Below are 16,537 nucleotides of genomic sequence, written 5' to 3' on the forward strand. Positions count from 1 at the left end.
TGCTAGAAGGTTTCTTTGTCTAGGTAAACTAATTTCACGTTAGAGAGACGAATATATGGGTTTAAATCTCCACATCAAAGCATTCTGACTTCTGCTTTTTACTTTAACTTTGAATAATATAAATGTTGTTAATTAGTCTATTTATAGCTACGCTTTTTTTAGCTTACTCCAATGGTGCTAATGATAATTTTAAAGGGGTAGCAACACTATATGGAAGTGGAACAACTAGCTATCAAACAGCAATTTTGTGGGCTACTTTTACAACTTCTGCTGGTGCTGTAGCTTCCATTTTCTGGGCAAGTACACTAATTAAAAACTTTTCAGGCAAAGGACTATTACCAGATGCGATCGCTAATGCACCAGAGTTTCATTTAGCAGTGGCGATCGCCACTGGTTTAACAGTAATAATTGCTACATTTATGGGATTTCCCATTTCTACAACTCATGGTTTAACAGGTTCGCTGGTTGGAGCTGGATTAGTAGCGATCGGGCTAAAAGTTAATTTTGCAGCTTTAGGAAATTCCTTTATTTTACCCCTATTGCTGAGTCCGATTATTGCTGTTCCCTTGGGAGCAGGGATTTATAGTTTATCTAGATATATAAATTCCAAATTGCGCTTGCTAATTAATCAGAGGATGATTGATAAATGTCACTTTCTTAGTGCTGGTATAGTTAGTTTTGCTAGAGGCTTGAATGATACTCCTAAGATTGTCTCGCTGATTTTGATTATTGAGTATTTCTCAATTCAGGGAGGAATGATCACTATAGCGATCGCAATGGCACTTGGAGGTTTACTTAACTCTCAAAGAATTGCCGAAACGATGAGTACAAAAATTACCTCCATGAATCATACTCAGGGTTTATCAGCTAATATAGTAACTGGAGTTCTAGTAATTGCAGCTAGCCAGTTTGGGCTTCCTGTTTCTACTACTCACGTTTCAGTCGGTTCAATTTTTGGAGTGGGACTGATTACTAAAAAAGCTAATGCACGTGTTTTCTCTCAGATATTACTATCATGGATTTTAACTTTACCAATTGCCGCAATTATTAGTGGAATAACTTACAGGTTATTGCAAGGTTAGCAAGATACGGCAAATTATTTCTATATTTAAGGAGTAGTAATCAATGCAAATAAAATCATTAACTACACCAGATAAATCAGTCACTCCATTTAAAGATAAACTTAATTCTTCTTTAACAAAAAAGGAAATTAATGTTTTACAAATTAATTTAGGTAAACGCTGTAATCTGGCTTGTACACATTGCCATGTAGAAGCAGGCCCAAAACGCACAGAAGAACTTTCACCAGAAATTTGCCAACAACTGATAGAACTCATCTATAAATTCCCTGAAATTAAAATTGTGGATTTAACTGGTGGCGCACCAGAAATGAATTACGGATTTAAGCCACTTGTAGAAGCAGCAAGGATTACTGGTAAACAGGTGATTGTCCGGTCGAATTTGACCATTTATTTTGAAGATGGATTTAGTGATTTACCAGAATACTTTGCTAAACACCAAGTGAGAGTAGTCGCTTCCTTACCTTGCTATCTAGCAGATAATGTTGATACGATGCGTGGTATTGGAGTTTTTGATAGTTCCGTTAAAGCCTTACAAGTGCTTAATCAACAAGGTTATGGTAAGGAGCAAAATTTAATTTTGGACTTGGTATATAATCCGCAGTTGCCCTCAAGTGAAAAATTTTCTTTAGCTCCTGAACAGAAGAACCTAGAACGAGATTACAAAATGTTCTTGCAAGAACACTTTGGTATTATATTTAATAACCTCTTCACCATTACCAACCTACCAGTTGGCAGAACTAAAATGCACTTAGAACGGAAAAAACTGTACAGCAGTTATTTACAGTTTTTAGAATTGCATTTTAATCCTAGTACAATTGAACATTTAATGTGTCGTGATGAACTTTCAATTGACTATCTAGGGAATGTATATGATTGTGACTTTAATCAGATGATGAATCTGCCAGCCAAAACCCGCAAAGGAGAATCCTTGACAGTTGGCAAATTACTAGAAGCTGGCAGTTTAGACCTAATTACTGAAGTACAAACAGCTGCTTATTGCTATGGTTGTACTGCTGGCTGCGGTTCTAGTTGTGGTGGTGCTTTGCTCTAAAGCCACTAAAAGATATCTACGTTTAAATTAGGCCAATTGATTTTTAATTTTTAATTGACATTTTCTCTGTATGTCATAAAAAGACAATTTTGTTACAAAATCTGTTACGTAAGTGTCATTAATATTTGAATGGGTTTATACTAATATCAGTTAAGTCTCCTCACACCACACCAAAAAGCCGTAGAATTTTCTACGGCTTTTATTTTTTATTAGAGATAAAATCAACAGCTTACTTATCAATTAGCTTACGCACTTATTTAATATATTTGAATCTAATATTGGTAAAAATTATAGTTAGTTCTTGCCAGAATTATTATGCAAAATACAAGTTTTTTCAAGAAAATATTATGATGCTTTTGTCTTGGTAGTTAGAAGTTGTAGCTCCATCAGCAAGCTTATATAGCGGATTTAAAGTTAATAAAATACACAATATAGGTCTCAAAGCCAGGTTCCCTCCTGAATTCTGACGCCAAGCCGCGAGGGTCTCCGACTCCGTTTCTGAATTCTGCTGTATGTAAGCATTTTTGTGGATTACGGTAATGCGATCGCTTACAGGAGAGTGTCATTTAAGTGATCGCGAAAAAATTCTGTTACCAAAATTGTTACGAGTGCTTTGTTGCTGGGTAAGTACTTTATGATGATATCTAGTTAAGCTCCTTACACCACACGGAAAGCCGTGAAACATAGAGTTTCGCGGTTTTTTCCTTTGTACAGTGACACATTATTTTTCATTATGTGTGCAAACTGACAGTCTCGCATCCAGCACAAATCGCTTATTCTAATGGGTTAAAATCTTTCGCCACTGTTTTACCAATTTTTGCAACTCTTCCGACAACCAGCTATCAAACTGCGGATAAATCGGTAAACGCGGCACTAATTCCCAGCCAGCAGGCTGTAAAATTTCTCTTAACGCTTGCTCTTGTAGATGTGGATAATCGGGATTCACTTCATCTTTTGGCCCAATTCCGCCCAAATCTCTAGCACCAGCTTCGATACAAGCAAGTAACCATTGCTCATCTTTCACTAAATTTGGCGGAATCTGAATCGTAATATCTTGCGGTAAAATCTGACGTGCCTTAGCAATGACTTGTGGTAATTGATGGGGATCAAAAGATGGTGCATCAAAAGTTTGCTGATGTCCGGGGCTGTGGGGTTGTAAAATAACTTCTTGAATATGATGGTAACGTTGATGCAACTCAGATATAGCTGCCAATGTTTCCCACCAGTCAGCTTCAGTTTCTCCAATTCCCAAAAGTAAACCCGTAGTAAAGGGAATCTGCAACTTTCCCGCCCATTGTAATTGTTGCCACCTCACCTGTGGCAATTTACTCGGTGCGTGACGATGCACAGTATTTAATAATTTTGGTGTTAACTGTTCCAACATTAGCCCCATCGAAACATTCACACACTTGAGCTTTTGCATCTCCTCAAAACTCAGCGGCCCCGCATTGGTATGTGGTAAAAATCCTATCGTCAGGGCTAATTCGCACAAATCGTAAATCAACTCAAACCACGGCTGACGCTTAGGCGAATGGGGATGTACTTCACCACTGAGGATGAGAATTTCACATACATTCTGGCTTTGCAGTTGTTTCAAAACGCTTTCGGCGGCTGAGAGGTTCATCCAGGGACTTTTACCCGGTTCGCTGCGAAAGTTGCAGTAGCTACAGCGATTGAAGCACTCATAAGTAGGAACAATTGTATAAGCAGGGCTATAGGTGACAATGCGGGAATTATCAATTGGCATAAAAATAAAACAGGTGTTCACCACGCAGTGATCTCTACTTTGGTAAGGTTACGGAAACTAACCCGATACAAATGGTTAGAGTAGGCGATCGCAATTAAACTTCATAAATCTTGCTGTTAAAACTCGCTTTGCACCAAACACGCTCTTATGCTTTAAAAGCTCTTTTTTGGGGCTTTTCGGGAATCAATAGAAAAATTTTTGCAAAAATGCTTTACAAAGTTTAATAAGTCTATTAAGATATATTTCAGGTAGCAAATCTACCCAAACATCATAAACAAAACGTAATCATAAAGACATGACAGCAACCTTACAAAGACGCGAAAGCGCCAACGTATGGGAACGGTTCTGCAACTGGATCACCAGCACCAACAACCGCCTATACATCGGTTGGTTCGGCGTACTGATGATTCCCACCTTGCTAGCTGCAACCACCTGCTTCATCATCGCCTTCATTGCTGCACCTCCAGTAGACATCGACGGCATCCGCGAACCAGTAGCAGGTTCCTTAATATACGGTAACAACATCATCTCCGGTGCAGTTGTGCCTTCCTCCAACGCCATCGGCTTGCACTTCTACCCAATTTGGGAAGCAGCATCCCTAGACGAATGGTTGTACAACGGTGGCCCTTACCAATTGGTAGTATTCCACTTCTTGATTGGCGTATTCTGCTACATGGGACGTGAGTGGGAACTATCCTACCGCTTAGGAATGCGTCCTTGGATTGCAATTGCATATTCAGCTCCAGTTGCAGCAGCAACCGCAGTATTCCTCGTGTACCCAATCGGACAAGGTTCCTTCTCAGACGGTATGCCCTTGGGTATCTCCGGAACCTTCAACTTCATGATTGTCTTCCAAGCGGAACACAACATCCTCATGCACCCCTTCCACCAGTTAGGTGTAGCAGGTGTATTCGGCGGAAGTTTATTCAGTGCAATGCACGGTTCTTTGGTAACCTCTTCCTTAGTTCGTGAAACAACCGAATCGGAATCACAGAACTACGGTTACAAGTTTGGACAAGAAGAAGAAACCTACAACATCGTTGCAGCCCACGGCTACTTCGGTCGTCTCATCTTCCAATACGCTTCGTTCAACAACAGCCGTTCCTTGCACTTCTTCTTGGCAGCATGGCCAGTAATCGGCATCTGGTTCACCGCTTTGGGTGTCAGCACAATGGCTTTCAACCTCAACGGTTTCAACTTCAACCAGTCGATTATTGACTCACAAGGTCGTGTAATCAACACTTGGGCAGACATCATCAACCGCGCCAACCTGGGTATGGAAGTCATGCACGAGCGTAACGCTCACAACTTCCCTCTGGATTTGGCTTCTGCTGAAGCTGCTCCTGTAGCCCTAACTGCTCCTGCTATCAACGGTTAATTCTCAAGATTAACTAAATCAAAGACGCCTCCCAGAAATGGGGGGCGTTTTTTAGTTGTAATTACTTAAAAATAAGTAGTTTCAGAACTTCTATAATAGATTTTGTCCGATAGCGATATCGCCTTTTCTCACCTGCGTAGACACCTGTAGACGGCTTGTCATACACTCGCAAAGAAGCAAACGCAGTCTCTCCAACAAGTTTGTTCACAACAGAATTCTTGCCAACGCTGACAAAAGTTAATTCATTGAGAATATTTGATGATTTTGTTAGTTAAAGCGTTGTCTCTCTATCGGATAGTGATACTCCTAGATATTATTAATAAAAATTAATAAAAACAGATTGAAAAATACAAATATTTAATGTAAAACCTGGTATTAAGAGCCGGGAAAAGTTTCCCTTTTTTCACATCATCTCCCTTGGGAAATTGATTAGTAATATTTTTCTGTGTGAGGTAATTCCAAAGAGTCCCGGTGATTAGGGAGAAGGTATTTCACGAAAGTCTTTGAAAACATCATTATTCTCAATTTTTAGGAATTGGGAAACTTTGTTGTTAGCGAATTATCGACAATACAGCCATGACGACAACTCTAGGAAGAAGCGAAAGCGGCAACCTGTGGGATCGGTTCTGTCAATGGATTACTAGTACCGAAAATCGACTTTATGTTGGTTGGTTCGGGGTTTTAATGATTCCTACTCTGTTGACCGCTACTATTTGTTTCATTATTGCCTTTATTGCTGCGCCCCCCGTGGATATTGACGGTATTCGGGAGCCAGTTTCTGGTTCTTTGTTATACGGCAACAACATTATCACTGGTGCTGTTGTACCCACATCCAACGCTATTGGTTTGCACTTCTACCCAATTTGGGATGCTGCTTCAATGGATGAATGGCTCTACAACGGCGGCCCTTATCAGCTCATTGTCTTGCATTTCCTGATTGGGATTTTCTGCTGGCTTGGTCGGCAATGGGAGTTAAGCTATCGTCTGGGGATGCGTCCTTGGATTTGTGTAGCTTACTCTGCTCCTGTAGCTGCTGCAACTTCTGTTTTCTTAATTTACCCAATTGGTCAAGGTAGCTTTTCTGACGGAATGCCTCTAGGCATTAGTGGCACGTTTAACTTCATGTTCGTTTTCCAAGCCGAGCATAATATCCTCATGCACCCCTTCCATCAACTAGGTGTCGCTGCGGTGTTCGGTGGTGCGCTGTTTTGTGCAATGCACGGTTCTTTAGTAACTTCCTCTTTAGTTAGGGAAACGACTGAAAGTGAATCCCTCAACTATGGATACAAGTTTGGTCAAGAACAAGAAACATACAGCATCGTAGCGGCTCATGGTTATTTTGGGCGATTAATCTGGCAATATGCCAGCTTTAATAACTCGCGTTCCTTGCACTTTTTCTTGGCAGCTTGGCCTGTTGTTGGCATATGGTTGACATCATTGGGCATTAGTACGATGGCGTTCAACCTTAACGGTTTTAACTTCAACCAGTCTGTTATTGACTCCCAAGGTCGTGTAATTAATACATGGGCGGATGTGCTGAACCGTGCCAACCTGGGTATTGAAGTGATGCATGAACGTAATGCTCACAATTTCCCGCTAGATTTGGCTGCTGGTGAGGCAGTACCTGTGGCTTTACAAGCTCCTGCAATTCATGGTTAATCACAGAGGTTAATATAAATGCACAGCGCTCTCTAACTAGAGGGCGCTTTTTTATAGAATCACGGATACACAAGAGATTTACATAGATTAAGTGATCAAAAATATCTTGTGTCTTTGAGTACAGTTACAAAATTGTTACTCGTTTACATTTAGTGGATGCATGGTTATAAATAAAAATAATTGTCAAGTTTCTTAGTTAAAAGTAAAGATACAGCAGATTTCAAGTTTATGAAGTAGACAATATAGTTCTCAAAGTCAGGTATCAAGCCTGTTTTCATTCTGACTTCTGTTAGCGTAGCGGGGCGCAGCCCATTCTGACTCACCTCGGCTACGCTCGGCGACCACCTGAATTCTGCTGTATGTCAGTACTGACGGTTATTACAAGAGTTTAGATTTTCATATACAAACTATAAATTCAAGATTTTAGCTTTCGTCTAGATTTTTATCAATCAATTCAATATAAAATCAAAAACTTAAAATCAAAAATCAAAATGGCAGACCTAACTCCCCTAACTCCAAATTCTAGTTTTAGTTTGACGCTGCGTTTACAAATTCCCAATCGTGTGGGGATGCTGGCATCAGTAACCCAGGCGATCGCTACCACTGGTGGTAATCTTGGTCAAATTGATCTAATCGAGCAAACCCGCAAAGAGTCCATCCGCGATATCACTGTTGATGCTGCCAGCACTGAACACGCTGAAACCATTGTCCAAGCAGTCAAGGTATTGCCAGATATTAAGCTACTAAGTGTTTATGACCGTACCTTTAATTTACATCGGGGTGGCAAAATCAGCATTACTAGCAGAATTCCTTTAAGAAGTGTTTCTGATTTAGCAATGGCTTACACACCCGGAGTCGGGCGGATTTGTACGGCGATCGCTCAAGACCCAGAGGAAGTTTACAATTTAACAATCAAACAAAACACTGTTGCTATTGTTACCGATGGTAGTGCGGTTTTGGGCTTGGGCAATCTCGGCCCAGCTGCTGCCTTACCAGTTATGGAAGGCAAAGCCATGCTGTTTAAAGAATTTGCTGGACTTGATGCTTTTCCCATCTGTCTTGCCACTCAAAATACAGATGAGATTATCCAAGCAGTCAAGAATATCGCCCCAGTTTTCGGCGGCGTGAACTTAGAAGATATTGCTGCACCTCGTTGCTTTGAAATTGAACAAAGATTGCGGCAAGAATTAGATATCCCCGTTTTTCACGATGACCAGCATGGTACAGCTATTGTGACGTTGGCAGCGTTGTTTAACGCCCTGAAATTAGTACATAAATCGCTTGCAGAAATTCGCATCGTAATTAACGGTGCTGGAGCGGCTGGGGTAGCGATCGCCCGCTTACTTCGCAAAGCTGGAGCAGATAAAATCTGGATGTGCGACTCTAAAGGAATTATCTCTACCAGTCGCACCGACCTGACGGAGGAAAAGCGTGAATTCGCGGTGAAGGCCCAAGGTACTCTAGCGGGGGCGCTACAAGGGGCAGATGTATTTATTGGTGTTAGCGCCCCCGGAGTTTTGACTCCAGAAATGGTGCAATCGATGGCGAAAGACCCAATTGTGTTTGCTATGGCAAATCCCATTCCAGAAATTCAGCCAGAATTAGTTGATAAAAATGTAGCTGTCATCGCCACTGGTCGCAGTGATTACCCAAATCAAATCAATAACGTTCTAGCTTTTCCGGGAGTTTTCCGTGGTGCTTTAGATTGTCGGGCGCAAACAATAACGACCACAATGTATTTAGAAGCTGCAAGTGCGATCGCTTCTTTAGTCAAGCCTTCGGATCTAGATCGGGAACATATTATTCCTTCGGTCTTTGATGAGCGTGTCGTTACTGCTGTTGCTGCTGCTGTACAACGTGCAGCCCGTGAAGAAGGTATTGCTCGAAGTTAATTGAAAAGGTGTAGGGGAAACAGTTTTTTCCTACACCAATTCTCCAAAATGATGTTCTGCACAGAGTACGGCACAAGCGAATTATCCTGATGCAATGCGGTGACTCACATGAATGCTTACTCAATGACGGCGGCTTTTCACTAGATGCGATCGGAATAATGGATTCAAAGAAGAAATAACGCTTGTTCATCCTGATTCTGAGTTTTAACGCGAAACCAAAAATTTTCGCTATGATCCAAAAACACTAATCGATCTGCATCAATATCGTACTCAACCAGAACAGTTAGAGCCAGACTGTTACAATCAATTTTGCTTTCTATGAATTTTCGAGCTAGTTAGTTATTAAAAATAAAATTTACATCAAACAATTAGCTTGTATCAGTAAATTTCCGCCTATATCTCTGGGGGGATTTTCAGGAAATTTGACTGATAAACAGCAAAAAAAAGCAGACATTATTTAAATACAAAGGCTTGCTTGAATTTAAGCAGTTTAACTCTCATTTTTGGGGATAACATGGGAGTAAGTTTATTACAAGCTTGTCATAGCGCGTTTAGCGTCAGTTTCTTTTATGGACATTCAGTTAATCAACATCGGTTTTGGCAACATCGTATCTGCCAAGCGAGTAGTTGCCATTGTCAGTCCAGAGTCTGCCCCGATTAAACGGATCATCACCGATGCACGGGACAGAGGTCAATTGATAGATGCAACTTACGGTCGCCGAACAAGGGCTGTAATTATCACTGATTCCAGCCACGTAATTCTGTCGGCGATTCAACCGGAAACGGTGGCGAATCGCTTTGTGATTTCCCGCGATCATCAAGTTGTAGATAATTAATTAAGAATCCGATTTACAACCCTACCTCTATTTGCACCATTTCGGCAGTACTATGTGAATTAGACAATTTTTCTGTCACCCGTGCTACAAATTTCTTAGTCAATAGTAGTCTTGGCTAAAAACACAAGACTCATGGCTAATGAAAGAATATCTCTTGATTAATTCACAGGTTGAATGGATGATGCAAGTTTTACCCATCCAGAGTGCTACTACCAAAGAATGCCCGCCTAATGGCAGGTTAATTGTTTTAACCGGCCCTAGTGGCGTTGGCAAAGGAACTTTAATGCGATCGCTTCTCCAGCGTCATCCGGAACTATACTATTCTGTCTCCGTGACGACTCGTTCTCCCCGTCCAGGGGAAATTGATGGCAAAAACTATTACTTTATTAGCCGTAGTAAGTTTGAACAATTGGTCGCTCAAGGCCAGTTCTTAGAATGGGCGGAGTTTGCTGGTAATTATTACGGTACACCCAGTGAAACTGTGCTTAACCAAATTCGCTCCGGCAAGTTAGTGGTGCTGGAAATTGAACTAGAAGGAGCAAGACAAATTCGTACCTCCTTCCCCAGTGCTAAGAGCATTTTTATTTTGCCACCTTCCTTTGAGGAATTGGAAAAACGTATACGTGGTCGCGCCCAGGACTCTGAAGAAGCGATCGCCCGTCGTTTGCGCCGCGCCCAGGAAGAAATTAAAGCCGCAGATGAATTTGATCTTCAAATCGTTAATGACGATTTAGAAACTGCTCTAAATGACATTGAAGCGGCTTTATTTGGATAAGTTAAGAGTTAGGAGTGAAAAATTCAAATTCCTAACTCCTAACTTATAACTCGTAAATTAACCGAATAGACCTTGAATTAGTCCTAAATTACTAGTCAGAAAGTAAGCAACTACTGCACCGCCAATTCCACCAATTAAAAAAGTACTGGCAAAGTTATTCCAGCTTTCTTTGGAATTAAAAGCATCTGCTGGAGGGTTGGGTACGGTAACGCTAGCTAGTGCTTTAGGAGGATTGCTATTCGCATACAAGGATAAAGCACCAGTAAGAAGAACAACTAAGCCAATGGCTGCCAATAATCCAGCTAAGTTAGCATTAGCTGTATCACGTAAGGGCCCCAATTTTGCAAAGGGGCCAAACAGCCAGTAACCATGAGCTGCTCCCACTTCTAGCCCGCGTCTACCAGCACTCAGACCTGGGCGATAAGCGGGTAAGTTATTAATGAACCACTTCACTATGGGAGAAGAATTAACCGGGGTTTCTAGGTTGCCTATTTGCGGATCACGTCCTGCTGGAAAAACAACTTCCCGATTTCTGGGATCGCTCGGCAGATTTTTTGATGCATCTACTGCTTGCGCCATATTTTATGTTCGCCTCTAAATTAGAATGGTGGCATTTTTATATTAATAATAATTGTAGCTAAAGATTTTTTTTGACTGATAAGTTTAGAAAAATTAATTAAGCTGTTTTCAAATCTGTGAAACTCGCGATCTGTAAATAAGATCACGAGTTTCAAAAATTATTTTTGCTGCTTATTTAAGTAATAATTTCACTTAAATAAGCTGAGTAGAACAACTACACAATTTTAGACAAAAGACAACCACATTCAACTGTCTTAAATCTCCATTTTCTACCTATGGCAGTGGGTGAAAAAGTAGGTCTGGGAAAAAGCGGTTGAATTCAATCAAAATACCTGCTGTGATTGTCAGCCATATAGTAGCTGCCACCGGCGCTGTGGAAATAAATTTAATCAAATAGGATGATTGGTCGCTTTTGTCAGCCATGAATTTAGTCTCCAAAACAAGTGAATCAGTTAAGCTCAATTAACGTGGTGAAACAGGAATTTCTGTATCCTTGGCTGTTAATTTTCCCGAAAGGAATTCTTGTAGCGCTGCCACTGGCCAAGTAAAGCCTGACAAGATGATTGGTAGTGCAATCCCAAGATCGATCTGAATTTCTTTTTGTTCAGAATCAGATCCTTTTTTGATTGTTTGCAGGTAAGTACGACCTACCCAACCAATCCAACCAGCAATATAGAGGAAGAGAATGCTGGGAATTAAGAAATCACCAGCACGGTCAAGACGACCATCAACAATCAAGTGGGGGTAACCTTCAGGGCCGCACAGCGCCTGAGAATAACGCTCAAATCGCTTTCTCCCTGATTCGGGATCGGCGGTAGTATTACGGGCATTTGCTGCTAACTGTTGAAAAGCGGGAGAGTCTTTACAAGGTACTAAATTAGCCCCAAGAGCTTTAGCTGGGGGGGCAAAATTGACCCAAAGACAAATCGCTAAAATCAAAGCAAACAATCGTCGCATGGAGTTGTTTCCTTTTATTACAAAACAAAAAGTTTTTTGTACAAAACGAAGCGGCTTGTACAGTCTTTATTTGCATAACTAGCAAGTCATCATACTCTTGGGCGGTAACCGAGTAAAGTTTAAGTAAATAAAAGTTAAAGCTTCTCAACCAAGAGGGAGTTTTGAGTGCTGAGTGCTGAGTGCTGAGTTAGGAGTTTTGAGTACTTAGTGGGAGAGTAGGGGAGAATAATTAATGACTCCTAACTCTCCTGTACAGACGCGACGAGTAGCGTCTCTCCTAACTCCTAACTCAGCACTCTTGTTGTTGTAGCGTAGTAGAGAAGTAAGATTCTCTTTACTACTCAGGACTCAGGACTCATTACTCTTTTTTATGGCAACCGTTTTAGCAATAGAAACCAGCTGTGATGAAACTGCCGTCGCGATTGTGAACAATCGTGAAGTTTGTAGCAGCATCATAGTTTCGCAAATCCCAGTTCATCAGCAGTATGGCGGGGTAGTACCAGAAGTAGCTTCTCGTCAGCACTTAGAAACTATCAATGAGGCGATCGCCGAAGCCATAAAGCAAGCCGAACTAGGCTGGAATCAAATTGATGGGATTGCTGCCACTTGTGCGCCTGGACTCGTAGGAGCGCTGTTAGTGGGGTTAACTGCTGCCAAAACCCTAGCGATGGTACACAACAAACCTTTGGTAGGAGTTCATCACCTGGAAGGTCATATTTACGCGACTTACTTGAGCGAGCCAAGCTTAAATCCCCCTTTCTTAAGTTTATTAGTTTCTGGTGGACATACAAGCTTGATTTACGTCAAAGACTGTGGTATATACGAAACCCTGGGTCAAACCCGTGATGATGCTGCGGGTGAAGCTTTTGATAAAGTGGCACGCTTGTTAAAGCTGGGTTATCCCGGTGGGCCAGTAATTGACAAGCTGGCACAAACTGGAAATCCCCATGCCTTTGCATTACCAGAAGGAAAAGTTTCTCTTCCTGGTGGCGGATATCATCGTTACGATGGAAGTTTTAGTGGATTAAAGACAGCAGTACTGCGTCTAGTGCAGCAGTTAGAGCAAGATGGTAGACAAGTCCCAGTGGCAGATTTAGCCGCAAGTTTTCAGGAAACTGTAGCGCGATCGCTCACCAAAAAAGCGATCGCTTGCGCCCTTGACTATGGTCTAGACACAATTTCTGTCGGTGGCGGTGTAGCAGCCAATAGCGGTCTGAGAAAAAACTTACAAGCCGCTGCCATTGAGCATAATCTGCGGGTGCTATTTCCACCCCTGAAATTTTGTACCGATAATGCTGCCATGATTGGCTGTGCTGCCGCCGATCATCTATCCCGCGGTCATACTTCACCCCTAACTTTAGGCGTTGAGTCTAGGCTACCCCTTAGTCAGGTGATGAAGTTGTATCAATCTGAGTCTTGAGGGAAAGATGGGGAAGCAGGAGGAGATAAGGAAGAAATAACTCCTGGCTAGTTTCTCTCTGTTCGCGTAGCGTCTCCTTTAGGAGAAGTTCCGATTGGAGGAAGCCTCTGCTCAGACTTCTCTGTGTCTCCTGACTCCTGACTCCTGACTATTAACTGGATACTATCAGCAACTGCATCCGGCTGCTCCAACATAGCTAGATGCCCGCAATCAGGAATTTCTATAACGTTGTTAGCAGAGTATTGGAACAAACTATGAAAGCTAGCTAAATGGCGCACGTACTTCGGTTCCATAACCTTGTCTTCGGCACCAGCCAAAAAATAAACTGGCTGCTTAAGTTGGGATACTAATTGGGGTAGACGGTTAACTTCTTCCTCAGTTGTCGAATCTAAGAGAGTTCCTAGAGCAGCTTCTGGGTCAGCCACGACGAAATCAATCACCCGCTGACGCGCCCAATAGCGGTCTAACGGACGTGCCACACTCGCTCTAGTAAAGAGCAAATCAATCAAAGGTACTTGGGACAGCCAACGCGGGCGGACTTGCAAAAATTTCTGCCCAGCCGAGCGAAACTGCTCAAAAGCTTCTTTAAGATAAATCCCACCGCCAGCATTGATACAGATCACTCCTTTAACACACTCAGGTAATTGAGCAGCTGCCCAAAGAGCGATCGTACCTCCCAAGGAGTGACCAATTAGCCAAGCACTACTAATATTTAGTTGTTGCAACAGGGCTGCTAAATCCTCAGCATAAGCCGCTGGAGTATAAAGAGAATCGAAAGGTGAGCCAACCGCACTAGTAGATATAGGCGTCAGGCTTAGAGAAGTTTGTGTTTGATCAAAATCAGTTTTTGCCTGGGACTTGGACTCACCAAAACCCCGCAAATCATAAGACAAGCACTGTAAATCAGCTGATAGGCGAGAAATCACAGGTTGCCAGTATCCACGGCTATTCAGCCAACCGTGGATAAATACTAAAGCATGGGGGCAGGAAGTGGGAGCCGTTAGCTCGTATGCGTGTGGAACGCCCAAGATTTCAATGGTTGCCATATTTATATCGTACCCTTAAGGGCGGGTGCGACTAAATACGGAATTAGAAGAGAGTTAGGAGTTAGGGGTAAGGAATTGTTAATTTTTAACTCATAACTCATAACTTTTTTCATTTACCCAACAACCTCTGTCGCACCCCTTCAGCAATTTTGTGGCCTAGATATTCAGGAATCAGGCTTTCATTCGGCCCCAACAAGTAGAGGATTAGTCGTGTACGTCCACGCCAAACCAATAAATTGGCATTGACTACTAACAAGTCTTCCTGCCAGATAGCGTACATCACTTTGTAAAACAATCCTGGCTGATTATCAGCTTCAATTACTAGGGCTGGGAGATGAAAGACAGGATCAACATAAAACTCTGTTTGTACCTGCTCCAAACCAGTATCTAGGTTAAATTCTACCGCTAGCATTTCTTCTACTTCAAACCGACCACCTAAAGCTTCGCGAATAGCACGGCAGACATTTTCTGCGGTTTTCTCGGTCAGAGCTTTGCTGCCGCGAGACACTAGCAGTTTAATAAAAACTAACATCGGCGGTCTGATCTGTCCGTATAGACTTAGACCGTGGATAGTCAACCCATAAGCTGCCAGCACTCCAAAAATATCGCTGAGAAGAAAAGACTGGTTACGGTAAGCAAAATGCAGGGCGCTCTTGCTACCTTCCGGTTTGAGTTCTATAACAGCGCGTCTAGTTTTATAGAGACGGTAGGCTAGCCGTAAATTTTGCAGTTGAATCTCACTGCTGACAAATTGTTCATAAAACTGGGGAAACGCTCGGTTAAAGCGCTTTAGGAGTTCTAGTGTCGAAGATTTTAAACCAGAAGCCATCGTTGAGGTAAGACTCGCTTGCTTTCGTCACCAAGAGGCTGGGGACTGGGGACTGGGGAACTCGGGGCCCCTCTGAGGATAAGGGGCAATTGGGACTGGGGATTAGGAAGCCCTACGAATAAATTTGCTTGTCTGAAATAATTACACTTTTATGTTCTGTTGTCACAGACTTTTTTGCTTTTGCCTATTTCCATATCTATAAAGATAAGGGCTGTTAACAAATTATTCCCCAATTCCTAACCCCCAATCCCTAATACCCTATCTCTTTATATACAATTCACTCTTATATCCTGCCCTTTTGAGAAAATTCTCCTAGGCTTTACAACAAAATGCTAAAGTTGAAAATGATTGGTGTGAAACACGCCTTAATTAGCTGTTACCATTGCAAATCCCAAAAACAACCGAAAAAGTTTTACTGTAAGGGATAGTAATTGGAAGTGGCTTTGTTGAACGTGAATCAACACTCAAAGAGAGTGGAAACCAATTCAGTTATACTAACCGAACCACGTTGGCATGGGTTTTTGGAAAACTTGGTTTAGTACTCCTGAATCTGGAGCGACAACTAGGACAACCTCCTTTGAAGAGCATACAGCGGAAACTACTGGCAATTCTAGCCAGAGTGGTCTTAGCGAAGCTTCTCAAAAAGAGACTCGCATCGTCTTCAGCACGGAGCGAGACATTGATCTCTATGAACTAGAAGAACTCTGTGATGCAGTTGGTTGGTCTCGTCGTCCTTTGAGAAAAGTGAAAAAAGCTATTGAGCATAGTTTTCTCGTTGCCTCTATGTGGCAAGTGCGAGGAAACCAAAAGCGGCTCATTGGTTTTGCCCGTGCTACCTCAGATCATGCGTTTAATGCCACTATTTGGGATGTGGTAGTTCACCCAGACTTTCAAGGTCAAGGGTTAGGTAAGGCGCTAATGAAATACGTTCTCAAAAAACTTAGGAGTGAAGAGATCAGTAATGTGACTCTCTTTGCAGACCCCCATGTTGTAGATTTCTACCGAACTATGGGGTTTATGGCAGATCCTGAAGGTATCAAAGGTATGTTCTGGTATCCTCACTAAGACTCAGCCAAAATAAAACAGCTTACTAAAAGAAAATCAGCTATAGTAGTGAAAGTCTATTTTTGCAAAGTGATTTGGATAAGTTTACGCTAACAAATAAGCTGGTGTATGCTTATAACTAACTTTTTACTGTAGCCTTTATTTAGTGTAAGAATCTAATAACCTCGTTCTTACAGCAGACTAAGGTTATTAGCAAAAAACTGCTTCATCTGATATAATAG

The 16,537-nt window shown here is 41.9% G+C and carries 15 protein-coding genes; 9 read left to right on the forward strand and 6 right to left on the reverse strand.

Annotated elements, in window-relative coordinates; translation table 11 throughout:
• Positions 1–122: 122 nt before the first annotated feature.
• Together WKK05_RS23545 and arsS are read left to right on the forward strand one after the other, a co-directional pair.
• Positions 123–1,082 (forward strand): inorganic phosphate transporter, encoded by a 960-nt coding sequence (locus tag WKK05_RS23545; protein WP_341525485.1) that lies wholly within the window; start codon positions 123–125, stop codon positions 1,080–1,082.
• Positions 1,083–1,125: 43 nt separating this feature from the next.
• Positions 1,126–2,133, forward strand: a complete 1,008-nt coding sequence (gene arsS / locus WKK05_RS23550; RefSeq protein WP_341525486.1) for an arsenosugar biosynthesis radical SAM (seleno)protein ArsS — start codon at positions 1,126–1,128, stop codon at positions 2,131–2,133.
• 778 nt (positions 2,134–2,911) lie between these two features.
• On the opposite strand, the gene cofG is transcribed toward arsS, so the two are convergent.
• On the reverse strand, positions 2,912–3,880 hold the full coding sequence (cofG, locus tag WKK05_RS23555; RefSeq protein WP_341525487.1) for a 7,8-didemethyl-8-hydroxy-5-deazariboflavin synthase subunit CofG: 969 nt from the start codon (positions 3,878–3,880) through the stop codon (positions 2,912–2,914).
• A 295-nt stretch (positions 3,881–4,175) separates the two neighbouring features.
• Between cofG and psbA (WKK05_RS23560) the strand changes: the two genes are divergently transcribed.
• The 5 genes from psbA (WKK05_RS23560) (at position 4,176) to gmk (ending at position 10,420) form a co-directional block, all read left to right on the forward strand.
• Positions 4,176–5,258, forward strand: a complete 1,083-nt coding sequence (psbA, locus tag WKK05_RS23560; protein WP_341525488.1) for a photosystem II q(b) protein — start codon at positions 4,176–4,178, stop codon at positions 5,256–5,258.
• A gap of 576 nt (positions 5,259–5,834) precedes the next feature.
• Entirely contained in the window at positions 5,835–6,917 is a 1,083-nt protein-coding gene (psbA, locus tag WKK05_RS23565; protein WP_341525489.1) for a photosystem II q(b) protein, read from the forward strand.
• Positions 6,918–7,408: 491 nt separating this feature from the next.
• Positions 7,409–8,809 carry a malic enzyme-like NAD(P)-binding protein gene (locus tag WKK05_RS23570; protein ID WP_341525490.1) on the forward strand — a complete coding sequence of 467 codons (1,401 nt, stop codon included), beginning with the start codon at positions 7,409–7,411 and terminating at the stop codon, positions 8,807–8,809.
• A gap of 569 nt (positions 8,810–9,378) precedes the next feature.
• A complete protein-coding gene (locus WKK05_RS23575) occupies positions 9,379–9,645 on the forward strand; it encodes a DUF370 domain-containing protein (protein ID WP_341525491.1) in 267 nt (88 codons plus the stop codon).
• Positions 9,646–9,823: 178 nt separating this feature from the next.
• Positions 9,824–10,420: a guanylate kinase gene (gene gmk / locus WKK05_RS23580; protein WP_341531167.1), complete on the forward strand. Its 597-nt coding sequence runs from the start codon at positions 9,824–9,826 to the stop codon at positions 10,418–10,420.
• 57 nt (positions 10,421–10,477) lie between these two features.
• Here the strand turns inward: gmk and WKK05_RS23585 are convergent, their stop codons facing one another.
• The 3 genes from WKK05_RS23585 to WKK05_RS23595 all read right to left on the reverse strand — a co-directional run bounded on the left by WKK05_RS23585 (position 10,478) and on the right by WKK05_RS23595 (position 11,956).
• A complete protein-coding gene (locus tag WKK05_RS23585) occupies positions 10,478–10,999 on the reverse strand; it encodes a photosystem I reaction center protein subunit XI (RefSeq protein WP_341525492.1) in 522 nt (173 codons plus the stop codon).
• Between the two features lie 273 nt (positions 11,000–11,272).
• Entirely contained in the window at positions 11,273–11,422 is a 150-nt protein-coding gene (psaJ, locus tag WKK05_RS23590; RefSeq protein ID WP_006276004.1) for a photosystem I reaction center subunit IX, read from the reverse strand.
• Between the two features lie 39 nt (positions 11,423–11,461).
• Entirely contained in the window at positions 11,462–11,956 is a 495-nt protein-coding gene (locus tag WKK05_RS23595) for a Photosystem I reaction center subunit III (protein ID WP_341525493.1), read from the reverse strand.
• A gap of 370 nt (positions 11,957–12,326) precedes the next feature.
• Between WKK05_RS23595 and tsaD the strand changes: the two genes are divergently transcribed.
• Positions 12,327–13,376, forward strand: coding sequence for a tRNA (adenosine(37)-N6)-threonylcarbamoyltransferase complex transferase subunit TsaD (gene tsaD / locus WKK05_RS23600; RefSeq protein WP_341525494.1), 1,050 nt, complete (start codon positions 12,327–12,329; stop codon positions 13,374–13,376).
• 47 nt (positions 13,377–13,423) lie between these two features.
• Here the strand turns inward: tsaD and WKK05_RS23605 are convergent, their stop codons facing one another.
• Together WKK05_RS23605 and WKK05_RS23610 are read right to left on the reverse strand one after the other, a co-directional pair.
• Positions 13,424–14,422, reverse strand: a complete 999-nt coding sequence (locus tag WKK05_RS23605) for an alpha/beta hydrolase (RefSeq protein ID WP_341525495.1) — start codon at positions 14,420–14,422, stop codon at positions 13,424–13,426.
• Between the two features lie 109 nt (positions 14,423–14,531).
• Positions 14,532–15,251, reverse strand: a complete 720-nt coding sequence (locus WKK05_RS23610; RefSeq protein WP_012410214.1) for a hypothetical protein — start codon at positions 15,249–15,251, stop codon at positions 14,532–14,534.
• Positions 15,252–15,764: 513 nt separating this feature from the next.
• Here WKK05_RS23610 and WKK05_RS23615 point away from each other — a divergent pair.
• Positions 15,765–16,316 (forward strand): GNAT family N-acetyltransferase, encoded by a 552-nt coding sequence (locus WKK05_RS23615; RefSeq protein WP_341525496.1) that lies wholly within the window; start codon positions 15,765–15,767, stop codon positions 16,314–16,316.
• Positions 16,317–16,537 lie beyond the last annotated feature (221 nt).

The organism is Nostoc sp. UHCC 0302, assembly GCF_038096175.1.
Classification (GTDB): Bacteria; Cyanobacteriota; Cyanobacteriia; order Cyanobacteriales; family Nostocaceae; genus UHCC-0302.